Source organism: Bradyrhizobium sp. STM 3562 (assembly GCF_045571435.1).
In the GTDB taxonomy this organism is placed as follows: Bacteria; Pseudomonadota; Alphaproteobacteria; order Rhizobiales; family Xanthobacteraceae; genus Bradyrhizobium.
Map to the genome: position 1 here is coordinate 7909921 of NZ_CP120694.1, position 13060 is coordinate 7922980.

Sequence of the window (13060 nt, forward strand, 5' to 3'; positions counted from 1 at the left end):
GCGTTCCGCGCTCCTCAGGATGAGGTCTGGAGAAACAAGTTAGAGCGGCAGGGACTACGGGTTAAATGGGCAAGGTCACAGGTTTTCTGGAAATCGAGCGGCACGATCGCAAGTACGCGCCCGTCGCCGAGCGCATCAAGCACTTCCGCGAATTCGTGGTTCCGCTCCCTGAGAAAGAGCTGCGCGACCAGGCCGCGCGCTGCATGAACTGCGGCATTCCCTATTGCCATGGCACGGGCTCCGTTGCGCCGGGCACGCCGGGCTGCCCGGTCAACAACCAGATCCCCGACTGGAACGATCTCGTCTACCAGGGCAATTGGGAAGAGGCCGCGCGCAACCTGCACTCGACCAACAATTTCCCTGAATTCACCGGGCGCATCTGCCCCGCGCCGTGCGAAGCGTCCTGCACGCTCAACATCGATGACAACCCGGTCACCATCAAGACCATCGAATGCGCGATCGTCGATCGCGCCTGGGAGAACGGCTGGGTCAAGCCGGAGCCGCCGCAGCAGACGACCGGCAAGAAGGTCGCGGTCGTCGGCTCGGGACCGGCCGGCCTCGCCTGCGCGCAGCAGCTCGCGCGCGCCGGGCACGAGGTGCATGTGTTCGAGAAATACGCCAAGGCCGGCGGGCTTCTGCGTTACGGCATTCCCGATTTCAAGATGGAAAAGCACATCATCGACCGCCGCATCGCGCAGATGGAAGCGGAAGGCGTGGTGTTTCATTACGGCGTGCATGTCGGCGGCAGTGGCAGCGGCGCGTTCGATCCGCAGACGATGCTGAGGGATTATGACGCGGTGGCGCTCACCGGCGGCGCCGAGGCTCCGCGCGATCTGCCGATCCCCGGCCGCGATCTTGCCGGGATCCATTTCGCGATGGATTTCCTGCCGCAGCAGAACCGCCGCGTCGGCAAGGAGCCGATCACTGGGGCCGAGATTCTTGCGACCGGCAAGCACGTGGTCGTGATCGGCGGCGGCGACACCGGCTCGGACTGCATCGGCACCTCGTTCCGGCAGGGCGCGAAGTCGGTGACGCAGCTCGAGATTATGCCGGCGCCGCCCGAGCGCGAGAACAAGGCCCTGACCTGGCCGAACTGGCCGCTGAAGATGCGCACCTCCTCGAGCCAGGCCGAAGGCGCGCAGCGCGATTACGCTGTGCTGACGCAACGCTTCTCCGGCGCCGACGGCAAGGTCGCGAAGCTGCATTGCGTCCGCGTCGACAGCCAATTCAAACCGCTGCCCGGCACCGAGTTCGACCTCGATGCAGAGCTCGTCCTGCTCGCGATGGGCTTCGTCCACCCGGTGCATGAGGGTCTGTTGAAGCAACTCGGCGTCGAGCTCGACCCGCGCGGCAATGTGCGGGCCAACACGGCGGATTACCAGACCTCGCTGCCGAAGGTGTTTTCGGCCGGCGACATGCGCCGCGGCCAGTCGCTCGTGGTGTGGGCGATCCGGGAGGGTCGGCTGTGCGCGCAATCGGTCGACCGTTTCCTGATGGGAAGGACGGACCTGCCGCGGTGATGTCGTTCACCCTCCCCGGACGGGTGGGTGAGGCCGTTTGCGATTAGACGGCTGCCGTCGTCACGCCGCCGTCGACCACGATGGTCTGGCCGGTCATGAAGGTGGAGGCGTCGGAGGCGAGATAGGCGACCGCGCCGGCGATCTCGTGCGGCTCGCCGATCCGCCGCAGCGGCGTGGTGGCGCAACGGTGTTTCAAGCGCTCCTCGTCTTCCCAGAGCGCACGCGCGAAATCGGTCTTGACCAGCCCGGGGGCGACGCAATTGACGCGCACGCCCTTCGGACCCCACTCGCCGGCGAGGCTCCGGCACAGCGCGAAATCGGCGGCTTTGGAAATGCCGTAGGCCCCGATCACGGTCGAACCGCGCATTCCGCCGATCGAAGAGATGATCACCACCGAGCCTTTGCCGCGCGCGGCCATTTGCGGGACCGCGAGCGCGCAGAGCCAGAGGTTGCTCTTGACGTTGCTTCCCATGATCTTGTCGAAGGCTTCGTCAGAGATGTCCAGCAGGGGTCCGTAATACGGGTTCACTGCGGCGTTGCAGACCAGGATGTCGATCTTGCCGTAATGCTTGGTGGCACCCTCAATCAGCGCCTCGACCTCGTTGCGGCGAGAGATGTTGCAAGGGATGACATGCGCATCGCCGCCGGCTTTCTTGATGCCATCAGCCACTTCCTGGCACGGCTCGGCCTTGCGGCTGGAGATCACCACCTTGGCGCCGAGCTGCGCCAGCAGCTCGGCGGAGGCGCGGCCGATGCCGCGGCTGGAGCCGGTGATCACGGCGACCTGGCCGGAGAGATCGAATGGGGTCCTTGTCACAACGCGTGCTCCCTTTGTTGTCTTCGTATGCCGTTTGTTTGCGTCATGGCCGGCTTGTCCCGGCCATCCACGACCTTCTTTGTAGCCTAGACGTGGATGCCCGGGACAAGCCCGGGCATGACGATCATCATGTTGCCGGCCTCTCGCATCTTCAATTCGTCATTCCTGGGCGCGTCGACGACGCGAAGCCGGAATCCAGAAGTTGTGGAGCGGGATTCCGGGTTCATTCGCGTTTCGCGAATGCCCCGGAATGAGGGCGCAAATCACACCAATCCGCCGCTCTCGCTGACGCGGCGCAGGTGATATTCGGCATCGCCAAAGCTGTTTTCGATCATCGTCAGCCGCTTGAAATAGTGGCCGATCTTCGCCTCCATGGTCATGCCGATGCCGCCGTGGAGCTGGATCGATTGCTGGCCGATGAACTTGCCCGACTTGCCGATCTGGCACTTTGCGGCCGCGACCGCCTTCGCACGCTCGGCCGCATCGTCGAAATCGGCCGCCATGGTGGCGAACATCGACATCGAGCGTGCCTGCTCGAGCGCCACGAACATGTCGGCGGCGCGATGCTGCAGGGTCTGGAAGCTGCCGATCGGAACCCCGAACTGCTTGCGGGTCTTCAAATATTCGACCGTGGTCTTCAGCGATTCATCCATGGCGCCGACCGCTTCCGCGCATAGCGCGGTGCGGGCTTCATCCACGACGCGCTCGATCAGCGGCAGGCCGTTCTGGGGATCGCCGATCACGGCGTCAGCGCCGACCTCGACGCCGGTGAAGCTGATGTCGGCGGCATGCAGGCCGTCCTGGGTCGGATAAGTCTTTTTCGAAACGCCCTTGGCATCGGCAGGAACGAGGAAGACGCCGATGCCGGTCTTGTCACGCTGCGCTCCTTGCGTGCGCGCGGTGACCACCAGGGTGTCCGCGTTCTCGCCATTGATGACGACAAACTTTTCGCCGTCGATCACGTAAGCCTCGCCCTTCTTCTTCGCCGAGGTGGTGACGTCATGAAGATCATAGCGCGAGTTCTTCTCGAGCTGCGCGAACGCAAACGTCTTGCTGCCGTCGATGATGGACGGGATGTGCGCGGCCTTCTGCGCGGCCGAGCCGCCGTGGCGCAGGAAGCCGCCGCCGATCACGACGGTCGCCAGATACGGCTCCACCACCAGCGCCTTGCCGAGCGCTTCCATCACGATCATCGTCTCCACCGCGCCGGCACCGAAACCGCCATCGGCCTCCGCAAAGGGCAGCCCGAGCAGGCCCTGCTCGGCAAGGCGACCCCAGATCGCTCTGCTCCAGCCGCCCTTCTCCTTCATGTATTTCTTGCGCTGCTCGAAATCGTAGGCGTCGGTCAACAGACCGTCGACGCTTTCCTTGAGCAGCCTCTGCTCCTCGGACAAATCGAAATCCATGTTTCCCTACTTTCTCCCGTATTCGATCTCGTCATGCCCGGGCTTGACCCGGGCATCCACGTCTTCCTTCGTGGCCACGTGGATGGCCGGGTCGAGCCCGGCCATGACGACGGTGCGCGTGGTCGCGCGCTTTGATCATCAAAGCCCCAGCACCGCCTTGGTGATAATGTTGCGCTGGATCTCGTTGGAGCCGCCGTAGATCGAGACCTTGCGGTTGTTGAAGTAGCTCGGCGCGATCTGGGCAGTCCAATCCATCGCCTCGTTGCTGCTGTCGGGATGCTCGTCGTAAGGCGCGGCAAACGGCCCGATCACTTCCATGAGTAACTCGGTGGTGGTCTGCTGGATTTCCGAGCCCTTGATCTTGAGCACCGAGGAGGCCGGATTGGGCTTGCCCTTGCCGTGCTTGCCCTCATCCGCGACGACGCGCAATTGCGTCAGCTCCAGCGCTTTCAGCTCGATCTCGCAAGCGGCGAGCTTTTCGCGAAAAGCGGGATCCTCGAGCACCGGGCGCCCGCCCGACTCCACCTTCGAGGCCAGTTCCTTGATGCGGCGGATGCGCTCCTTGGAAACGCCGACGCGCGCAATGCCGGTGCGCTCGTTGCCAAGCAGGAATTTCGCGTAATCCCAGCCCTTGTTTTCCTCGCCGACGAGGTTTTCGTAGGGCACCTCGACATCGTCGAAGAAGACCTCGTTGACCTCGTGGCCGCCGTCGATGGTCTGGATCGGGCGCACCGTGATGCCCTTGCTCTTCATGTCGACCAGGATGAAGGAGATGCCGGTCTGCTTCTTCGCGCTGGGATCGGTGCGGCAGAGGCAGAAGATCATGTCGGCATATTGCGCCAGCGTGGTCCAGGTCTTCTGGCCGTTGATGATCCACTTGTCGCCCTTGCGCTCCGCTTTCGTCTTCAGCGACGCGAGGTCCGAACCCGAGCCCGGCTCCGAGAAGCCCTGGCACCACCAGTCGTCGACGTTGGCGATGCGCGGCAGATAGTATTTCTTCTGCGCTTCGTTGCCGAAAGTGTATATGACCGGGCCAACCATGGAGACGCCGAAGGCGAGCGGCGCCGGCGCGGGATACATCTGCAGCTCCTCGTTGAAGATATAGTGTTGCACCGAACTCCAGCCCGTGCCGCCATATTCCTTCGGCCAGTGGCTGACGCCCCAACCCTTCTTGTTGAGGATGCGCCACCAGGCGACCATCTCCTCCTTCGAGACGTGGCGGCCCTCGACCAGCTTGCGCCGCGTCTCAGCCGGCACGTTGTCACGGAAGAATTGCCGCACTTCCTCGCGGAACGCCTGCTCTTCCTTAGTGAATGCGAGATCCATCGGATCCTCCTGTGAGCGAATTTCTTGTTCTTTCCTATCGTCGTCCCGGCGAAAGCCGGGACCCATAACCACAAGCCTTTGTTGGCGCGAAGGGCGACTGCCCGAGTGCCTCAAGCGACGTCCCGCGGTATGGGTCCCGGCTCAAGGCCGGGACGACAGAATCAATGCACCACCTCGAACAGGCCGGCCGCGCCCATGCCGCCGCCGACGCACATGGTGACGACGGCGTATTTCGCCTTGCGGCGGCGGCCCTCGATCAAGGCGTGACCGGTGAGCCGCGCGCCCGACATGCCGTAGGGATGGCCGACCGCGATGGCGCCGCCATTGACGTTGATCTTCTCGGGGTCGATACCGAGCCGGTCGCGGCAATAGATCACCTGCACGGCGAAGGCTTCGTTGAGCTCCCAGAGATCGATGTCATCGACCTTCAGGCCATGGCGGCTGAGCAGCCGCGGCACGGCGAAGACCGGGCCGATCCCCATCTCGTCCGGCTCGCAGCCATGGGCGACGAAGCCGCGAAAGATGCCGAGTGGCTTGAGGCCGCGCTTGGCCGCTTCCTTGTCGCTCATGATGACGCAGGCGCTGGCGCCGTCCGAGAGCTGGCTGGCATTGCCAGCGGTGATCGTAAAACCTTCGCCGCGCACCGGTTTCAGGCTGGCGAGGCCTTCGGCGGTGGTGTCGGGCCGCGGCCCCTCGTCCTGCGACAGCGTGACGTCCTTATAGGAGACCTCACCGGTCGCCTTGTCGGTCACCGCCATCTTCGTGGCGATCGGCGCCAGCTCGTCCTTGAACTTGCCGCCCTGCTGGGCCGCCGCGACGCGCCGCTGGCTTTCCAGGGCATATTCGTCCTGCCTCTCGCGCGAGATCTCGTAGCGCTTTGCGACCACCTCGGCGGTGTCGATCATCGGCATGTAGACCTCGCCCTTGATCTTCAAGAGCGCCGGGTCCTGGGCATGGAAGCCGTTCATCTTGTCGTTCTGCACCAGGCTGATCGACTCGCCGCCGCCGCCGACCGCGATCTCGACGCCGTCGAACAGGACCGAGCGCGCAGCGAGCGCAATCGCCTGCAGGCCCGACGCACATTGGCGGTCGATGGTGGTGCCGCCGACGGTGACCGGCAGCCCGGCGCGCAGCAGCGCCTTGCGCGCGATATTGCCGCCGGTTGCGCCCTGCTGCAGCGCCGCGCCCATCACCACGTCCTCGACCTCCGCCGGATCGAGATTGGCGCGCTTCACCGCCTCGCCGATGGCATGGCCCAGCAACGTCGCGCCTTCGGTGACGTTGAGTGCGCCGCGATAGGCCTTGCCGATCGGCGTGCGGGCGGTGGAAACGATGACGGCATCGGTCATGGACGACCTCCTGTTGCGAGTTGCTGCTTTGGTTCTGTTGGACGTAACGATGGTTGCTGCTGGCGCAATTCGTGGCGCGAGAGTTTTCCGACCGGCGTGCGCGGCAGTTCGGCCACGAACTCCACGGCCGCGGGCAATTCATGCTTGCCGAGCTTGCCGGTCAGATGCGCACGCAGCTCTTCCAGCGTGAACGGCTTGGCGCCCTCGCGCAGCTTGATGAAGGCCTTGGCCGCCTCGCCGCGATAGGCATCGGGAATACCGATGACGATCACTTCCTGCACGCCCGGGTAGGTGTAGATCGCCTGTTCGATCATCTGCGGATAGACGTTGAAGCCACCGGAGATGATCATGTCCTTCTTGCGATCGACCAGATAGAAATAGCCGTCCGCGTCCATGTAGCCGATGTCGCCGGTGAGAAAGCGATCGCCGACAAAGGAGTCCGCGGTTTCTTTCGGCTTGTTCCAGTAGCCCTTGGTGACGTTCGGCCCCTTGATGCGGATCTCGCCGACCTCGCCCGGCGGCAGCACCTTCTTGGGATCGTCGAGCGCGACGACATCGAGCTCGATGCCGGGCAGCATCAGCCCGATCGAACCGGGCTTCTCGGGACCGACAACGGGATGGCCGGTGCCCGGCGAGCAAGTCTCGGTCATGCCCCAGCCGCTCTTCAGCTTGATGCCGACCTTGCGCTCGAAAACTCTGGCGACCTCGACCGGCAACGGCGCGCCGCCGGAGCCGGCACTGACGAGCGAGGAGAAGTCGCGCCTGTCGAGATCGGGCAACGCGGCGATCGCGATCCACATGGTGGGAACGCCCGGAAAATAGGTGGCGCGCTTGGCCTCGATGTCGCGCATCACGGCCTCTGCGTCGAAACGCTGGTGCAGCGAGATCAGATTGCCGCGGCGCAGTGAGGAGAGCAGCACCACCGTCAGCGCGTAAATGTGGAACAGCGGCAGCACGCAGATGACGCGGTCGATTCCCTCGCGCTTTTGCCGCGCCGGCCTGCCCCAGACATCGTAGATCGAGACCGCCGCGGTGAGATTGCCGTGGGTGAGCATCGCGCCCTTGGGCAGGCCGGTGGTGCCGCCGGTATATTGCAAGAGCGCGACGTCATCGGGCGAGACCGCCGGCCACTCCCGCGGCGGCGCTGCGCCGTCGACGAATTGCTTGAAGGTGACGACCGCAGGATGGTCCGGGATCGGCGCCTGCTTGGTGCCGACCGCCCCCCAATGGTCGTCCTCGCAGACGATCAGGCGGTCGATCAGCCCCTGCTCCAGAAACTTCAGTGCGGTCGGCAACAGCGCCGCGAGATTGCTGGTGACCAGGACACGGCTGCCTGAATCGGTAAGCTTGTGCGAAAGTGCGATCTCGCCGTCGAGCGGCGAGAGATGCGCGATCCGGCCGCCTGCCTTGAGCGCGCCGAAGAAATTGATCGGATGGTCGGGCGTGTTGCCGAGGAACAGGGCGATCGAGGCGCCCTTGCCATAGCCGGCGCGCAAGTAAGCGGCGGCCGCGACCTCGGCCAACCCTTCAAGCGCGGCGTAAGAGATCGGACGGTCGCGGAATTCGATCGCCGTGCGCGCGCCATAGTCGCGCGCCGCCTGCGACAGGAGGTCGGGCAGCGTGCCTTGCGCGATCGGGTCGTCCCAGTGCACGCCTTCGGGGTAAAATTGTTCGCCGGGATGGGTCATGTTGATTCAGACACCGTCATTCCGGGGCGATGCGCTAGCATCGAACTCTGATGTGCAATTGCACATCCGAGGATCGCGAGATTCCGGGTTCGGCTCTGCGAGCCGCCCCGGAATGACAGGTGAGAGCAACGGGCCATCAAGCGGCTTTCGAGCTCGCCGTGAGCGAGGCAAAGCCTTTGCCTTCGGCGACCAGACGCTTGAGCAGCGGCGCCGGCTCGAGCGAGGGATCGTTGGTTTCCTTGGCGTAGAAGGCGAGACGATCGGCAATGTGCTTCAACCCGACCTGGTCGGCCCAATACATCGGGCCGCCGCGATAGATCGGCCAGCCATAGCCGTAGAGCCAGACCACGTCGATGTCGCTCGGGCGCGCGGCGATGCCCTCTTCGAGGATCTTCGCGCCCTCGTTGATCATCGGATACATCATGCGCTCGAGGATTTCCTCGTCGCTCACCGCGCGCCGCTTGCGCCCCAATCGCGTCAAGGTCTCGTCGATCAGCTTCTCGACGTCCGGATCGGGCAGCGGCGCGCGCGAACCGCCTTCATACTTGTAATAGCCCTTGCCGGTCTTCTGGCCGAAGCGGCCGGCTTCGCACAGCGCGTCCGCGATCTCGCTCTTGATGCCGCGATCTTTGCGCGAGCGCCAGCCGATATCGAGGCCGGCGAGATCGCCCATCGCGAATGGGCCCATCGGCATGCCGAATTTCGTCACGACGGCATCGACCTGCTGCGGCAGCGCGCCTTCGAACAGAAGTTTTTCGGCCTGCTTGCCACGCTGCGCCAGCATGCGGTTGCCGACAAAGCCGTCGCAGACGCCGACCACCGCCGGCACTTTGGCGATCTTGCGCGCGATGGAGACGGCGGTCACCAACGCGTCCGGCGCGGTTTTCGCGGCGCGCACGATTTCGCACAGCTTCATCACATTGGCTGGCGAGAAGAAGTGCATCCCGAGCACGTCCTGCGGACGTTTTGTTTCCTTGGCGATTTCGTCGATGTTCAGGTACGAGGTATTCGATGCGAGCACCGCGCCCGGCTTTGCAAACTTGTCGAGCTGGCCGAAGACGTCTTTCTTCACCGCCATGGTCTCGAACACCGCCTCGATCACGAGATCGGCGTCCTTGACGTTGTCCAGACCGACGACGCCGTTGATCAGCGCCATGCGCTTGGCAGGCGCATCGGCCGGGATGCCGCCGCGGGCAGCGGTGGCCTCCCAGTTCTTCTGCATCACGCCCATGCCGCGCTTGAGCTGCTCCTCGCCGGTTTCGATCAAGGTCACCGGGATGCCGGCATTGGCGAAGGACATCGCGATGCCGCCGCCCATGGTGCCGGCGCCGATGATGGCGACACGCTCCACATTGCGCGGTTTCGTTCCCTCGGGGACGCCCGCGATCTTGGCGGCCTCGCGTTCGGCGAAGAAGGCATAGCGCTGCGCCTTGGACTGGTCGCTCGCGACCAGCTTCAGGAAGGCCTCACGCTCCTTCTTCAGGCCTTCGTCAAAAGGCAGATCGATGGCATAGCCGACGGCATCGGCCGCCGCGAAGGGCGCCTCCAGCCCGCGCGCCCGCTTGGTCATCGCGGCGACCGCGTTGGTAAAAATAGAGCGGTCGGCCTTTGCCGCGGCAAGCTTGGAGTTGTCGTCGCGCAACTTGCGGAGCGGCCGCTTCTCGGCCAGCACCTTGCGGGCAAAGGCCTCGCCGCCAATGGCGGGCCCCTCGACAATCTCCTCGATCAAGCCGTTCTTCAGGGCTTCCGCGGCGCTGATCGGATCGCCGCCGACGATCATCTTCACCGCGAGCTCAGGCCCCACCGCGCGCGGCAGGCGCTGCGTGCCGCCGGCGCCGGGCAGAAGGCCCAGCTTCACCTCGGGCAGACCAAGCTTGGCTTCCTTGGTGGCGACGCGGAAATGGCAGGCGAGCGCTACCTCGAGCCCGCCGCCGAGCGCGGTGCCGTGAATCGCAGCGACGATCGGCTTCGGCGAATTCTCCATCACCGCAAGCACCTCGTTCAGGCCCGGCGGCTTCGGCGGCTTGCCGAACTCTGTGATGTCGGCGCCGGCGATGAAGGTGCGCCCCGCGCAGGTCAGGACGATCGCCTTCACCTCGGGATCGGCGATCGCGCTGTTCACGCATTCCAGGATGCCGCCGCGCACCGCGGCGCTCAGCGCGTTCACCGGAGGATTGTTGACGGTGATGATGGCGATGACGTCCTGACGTTCGAGCTTGACCACTTCGCTCACGCTACGCTCCTTGGCTTATTGTTTGCTGGCTTCTTGTTTTGTTTGCTGACTTCTTGTTCGCTGGCTTCTTGTCCGGCTTTCGGATTATTGTTCCCGTCAATTTCGCACTGCGGAATTTAATTCCACATCTTGACATGGAGGGTTATTTTGAAGCACGTCGCTTGTCAACGACTCCGCGCAAGTAGCAGCCGTCAATGAAACGTACAGGGAAGAAACCAGCGACCGATCGCAATTTCGTCGTCGCGCTCTCCCGTGGACTCGAAGTCTTGCGCGCATTCCAACCCAATGACGGGCTCCTGGGCAATCAGGAGATCGCGGCCCGTACGAATTTGCCCAAGCCGACGGTTTCCCGGCTGACTTACACCTTGACCAAGCTCGGCTATCTTACGCCGGTTCCGCGGTTTGAAAAGTATCGCCTCGCGCCCGCCGTGATGGCGCTCGGCTATGCGGCGCTGGCCAATCTCGGCGTCGGCCGCCTGTCCGAGCCATACCGCGAGGAACTGATGCGGCAGACCGGCGGCGCCTGCGCGGTCGGCGGCCGCGACCGCCACAGCATGATCTATTTCGGCCAGAGCCGGAGCGAGCTGACGGTCGGAGTTCAACTTGACGTCGGCTCTCGTATTCCCATTGCAACCACCGCGATGGGGCGCGCCTACATTTGGGCGCTCGCAGACGAGGAACGCGCCGCTTTGCTGCGCGAGCTGCGTGAACATTACGGCAGCCGCTGGCCGAAAATGCGGGACGGCATCGAACGTTCCGGCGAAACGGTTGCCAAATACGGCTTCGCGATGTCGGCTGGCGAGTGGCAAGACGACGTGCATGCGGTCGGCGTTGCGCTAAAGTTGAATGACGGAACGGGGCCATATGCGTTTAACTGCGGAGCGCCTGCGTTCCGCTTTACGGAGGAGCGGCTGCGCAACGATATTGGACCGCGCCTTGTGGCGATGGTAAGGAACATCGAAGCAGCCCTCGGCGGCATCGCACCGCCGGAAGCGCAATCAAGAAAACAACAAAAACAACAAAACAAAAACGGGAAACCAGGAGGGAAAGTTGTGGCCGAGGAGATCAGGTAGGCTTCATCGTTGTCGCGTGCGAGGACGCTCGTGCGCCCGTCTCGCCCCTGCAAGTCGCACGGGCGAGACGACATGACGCAGGCCCAATTGGCGCAGGGACACCATCCCCTGCTCGCGGTTCGCGACGTCAGCGTCGTGTTCGGCGGCATTGTCGCGTTGAACGGCGTCTCTTTCGACATGCACAAGGGCCAGATCCTCGGCCTGATCGGTCCGAACGGCGCCGGCAAAACCACGCTGTTCAACTGCCTGAGCCGGCTGTACCAGCCAAGTGCCGGCGATATCCTGATGGAAGGCGTGAGCATCCTGAAGCGGCCGCCGCACCGGATCGCCGAGATCGGCATCGGCCGCACCTTCCAGAACGTCGCGCTGTTCGCCAATCTCTCGGTGCTCGACAATGTGCGCGTCGGCACCCACGCCCGCACCTCCAGCGACATCATCAGCGACTCGCTCAGGCCTCCCTGGGTCCGCCGCAGCGAAGCGAGCGTGAACGAGAAGGTCCACGAAATCCTCGCCTATCTCGATCTCGAGGAGGTCGCGCACGCCACCGTCTCGGGCCTGCCGTTCGGCACGCAAAAGCGCGTCGAGCTCGCGCGGGCGCTGGCGGCCGATCCGAAGATCCTTCTTCTCGACGAGCCCGCGGGCGGCCTCAACCACGAGGAAGTCCATGTGCTGGGCGAGCTGATCCGCCGCATCCGCAACGAGCGCCATGTCACCGTGCTGCTGGTCGAACATCACATGGGGCTCGTGATGTCGGTCGCCGACCATGTCGTGGCGCTGAATTTCGGCCGCAAGCTCGCGGAAGGCACGCCGGGACAGGTGCAGGCCGATCCCGACGTGATCAAGGCCTATCTCGGGAGCAAGGACCAATGACGACGCTGCTCAACGTCAAGGACCTGCGCGCCTATTACGGCCAGGTGCAGGCGTTGCACGGGCTCACCTTCTCCCTCAGCGAGGGCAGCCTCACCACCTTGCTCGGGGCCAACGGCGCCGGCAAGACCACGACGCTGCGCGCGATCTGCAACATGGTGCGATCGACCGGCGCGATCGAATTCGATGGCCAGCCGCTCGGCAGCCGTTCGACCGAGACCATCGTGCGGCTCGGGATCGCGCATGTGCCGCAGGGCCGCGGCACCTTCACCGCCATGACCGTGGAGGAGAACCTGCAGCTCGGGGCCATCACCCGCACCGACAAGACCGGCATCGTCGCCGATATCGAACGGATGTATGCCTATTTCCCCGTGCTCAAGCAGCGTTACGGCCAGCAGGCCGGCACGCTGTCGGGCGGCGAGCAGCAGATGCTTGCGGTTGCCCGCGCGCTGATGCTGCGGCCGCGCCTGATGCTGCTGGACGAGCCGTCCTTCGGGCTCGCGCCGCTGGTGGTGCGCGATCTCTTCAATATCCTCGGCAAGATCAACCGCGAGGAGAAGGTCTCGATACTTGTCGTCGAACAGAATGCGCAGCTCGCGCTCGAACTCGCCGACCATGCCTATGTGATCGAGACCGGCCGCATCGTCATGTCGGGGTCAGCGAAGGAGATCGCGAGCAACGAGGACGTCCGCAAGTCCTATCTCGGTTACTGAGCTGGGGTGAGATTGATGGAGTGGATCTACCCGCGCACTCACTACACCTCTCCCTTAGGGAGAGGTCG

10 protein-coding genes are annotated in these 13060 nt (G+C 64.2%); 4 read left to right on the plus strand and 6 right to left on the minus strand.

Annotated elements, in window-relative coordinates; genetic code table 11:
• The first annotated feature begins 65 nt into the window (after positions 1-65).
• Positions 66-1520, plus strand: coding sequence for a glutamate synthase subunit beta (locus P6U23_RS36590; RefSeq protein WP_407177130.1), 1455 nt, complete (start codon positions 66-68; stop codon positions 1518-1520).
• 43 nt (positions 1521-1563) lie between these two features.
• Here the strand turns inward: P6U23_RS36590 and P6U23_RS36595 are convergent, their stop codons facing one another.
• From P6U23_RS36595 to P6U23_RS36620, 6 genes are all read right to left on the minus strand, one after another.
• Positions 1564-2337: an SDR family NAD(P)-dependent oxidoreductase gene (locus P6U23_RS36595; protein ID WP_407177131.1), complete on the minus strand. Its 774-nt coding sequence runs from the start codon at positions 2335-2337 to the stop codon at positions 1564-1566.
• 263 nt (positions 2338-2600) lie between these two features.
• The gene (pimD, locus tag P6U23_RS36600; RefSeq protein ID WP_407177132.1) at positions 2601-3743 is read right to left on the minus strand and encodes a pimeloyl-CoA dehydrogenase small subunit; all 1143 of its coding nucleotides are present in this window, start codon (positions 3741-3743) and stop codon (positions 2601-2603) included.
• 138 nt (positions 3744-3881) lie between these two features.
• Positions 3882-5069, minus strand: a complete 1188-nt coding sequence (pimC, locus tag P6U23_RS36605) for a pimeloyl-CoA dehydrogenase large subunit (RefSeq protein ID WP_407177133.1) — start codon at positions 5067-5069, stop codon at positions 3882-3884.
• 161 nt (positions 5070-5230) lie between these two features.
• The gene (locus tag P6U23_RS36610; RefSeq protein WP_407177134.1) at positions 5231-6418 is read right to left on the minus strand and encodes an acetyl-CoA C-acyltransferase; all 1188 of its coding nucleotides are present in this window, start codon (positions 6416-6418) and stop codon (positions 5231-5233) included.
• The gene (gene pimA, locus P6U23_RS36615; RefSeq protein ID WP_407177135.1) at positions 6415-8106 is read right to left on the minus strand and encodes a dicarboxylate--CoA ligase PimA; all 1692 of its coding nucleotides are present in this window, start codon (positions 8104-8106) and stop codon (positions 6415-6417) included. Before pimA ends, P6U23_RS36610 begins: the two co-directional genes overlap by 4 nt.
• Before the next feature lie 136 nt (positions 8107-8242).
• Positions 8243-10339 carry a 3-hydroxyacyl-CoA dehydrogenase NAD-binding domain-containing protein gene (locus tag P6U23_RS36620; RefSeq protein ID WP_407177136.1) on the minus strand — a complete coding sequence of 699 codons (2097 nt, stop codon included), beginning with the start codon at positions 10337-10339 and terminating at the stop codon, positions 8243-8245.
• A 194-nt stretch (positions 10340-10533) separates the two neighbouring features.
• On the opposite strand from P6U23_RS36620, the gene P6U23_RS36625 reads away from it, so the two are divergent.
• The 3 genes from P6U23_RS36625 (at position 10534) to P6U23_RS36635 (ending at position 12992) form a co-directional block, all read left to right on the plus strand.
• Positions 10534-11412 (plus strand): IclR family transcriptional regulator, encoded by an 879-nt coding sequence (locus P6U23_RS36625; RefSeq protein ID WP_407177137.1) that lies wholly within the window; start codon positions 10534-10536, stop codon positions 11410-11412.
• A 72-nt stretch (positions 11413-11484) separates the two neighbouring features.
• On the plus strand, positions 11485-12282 hold the full coding sequence (locus tag P6U23_RS36630; protein WP_407177138.1) for an ABC transporter ATP-binding protein: 798 nt from the start codon (positions 11485-11487) through the stop codon (positions 12280-12282).
• Complete coding sequence (locus tag P6U23_RS36635) at positions 12279-12992, plus strand: ABC transporter ATP-binding protein (RefSeq protein ID WP_407177139.1); 714 nt, start codon at positions 12279-12281, stop codon at positions 12990-12992. Before P6U23_RS36630 ends, P6U23_RS36635 begins: the two co-directional genes overlap by 4 nt.
• The last annotated feature ends 68 nt before the right edge of the window (positions 12993-13060 follow it).

Bases quoted from the DNA above. Each gene is read 5' to 3' on its own strand.
- pimA (WP_407177135.1), bottom strand. From the start codon at position 8,106: ATGACCCATCCCGGCGAACAATTTTACCCCGAAGGCGTGCACTGGGAC.
- P6U23_RS36610 (WP_407177134.1), bottom strand. From the start codon at position 6,418: ATGACCGATGCCGTCATCGTTTCCACCGCCCGCACGCCGATCGGCAAG.
- P6U23_RS36625 (WP_407177137.1), top strand. From the start codon at position 10,534: ATGAAACGTACAGGGAAGAAACCAGCGACCGATCGCAATTTCGTCGTC.
- pimC (WP_407177133.1), bottom strand. From the start codon at position 5,069: ATGGATCTCGCATTCACTAAGGAAGAGCAGGCGTTCCGCGAGGAAGTG.
- P6U23_RS36635 (WP_407177139.1), top strand. From the start codon at position 12,279: ATGACGACGCTGCTCAACGTCAAGGACCTGCGCGCCTATTACGGCCAG.
- pimD (WP_407177132.1), bottom strand. From the start codon at position 3,743: ATGGATTTCGATTTGTCCGAGGAGCAGAGGCTGCTCAAGGAAAGCGTC.
- P6U23_RS36630 (WP_407177138.1), top strand. From the start codon at position 11,485: ATGACGCAGGCCCAATTGGCGCAGGGACACCATCCCCTGCTCGCGGTT.
- P6U23_RS36590 (WP_407177130.1), top strand. From the start codon at position 66: ATGGGCAAGGTCACAGGTTTTCTGGAAATCGAGCGGCACGATCGCAAG.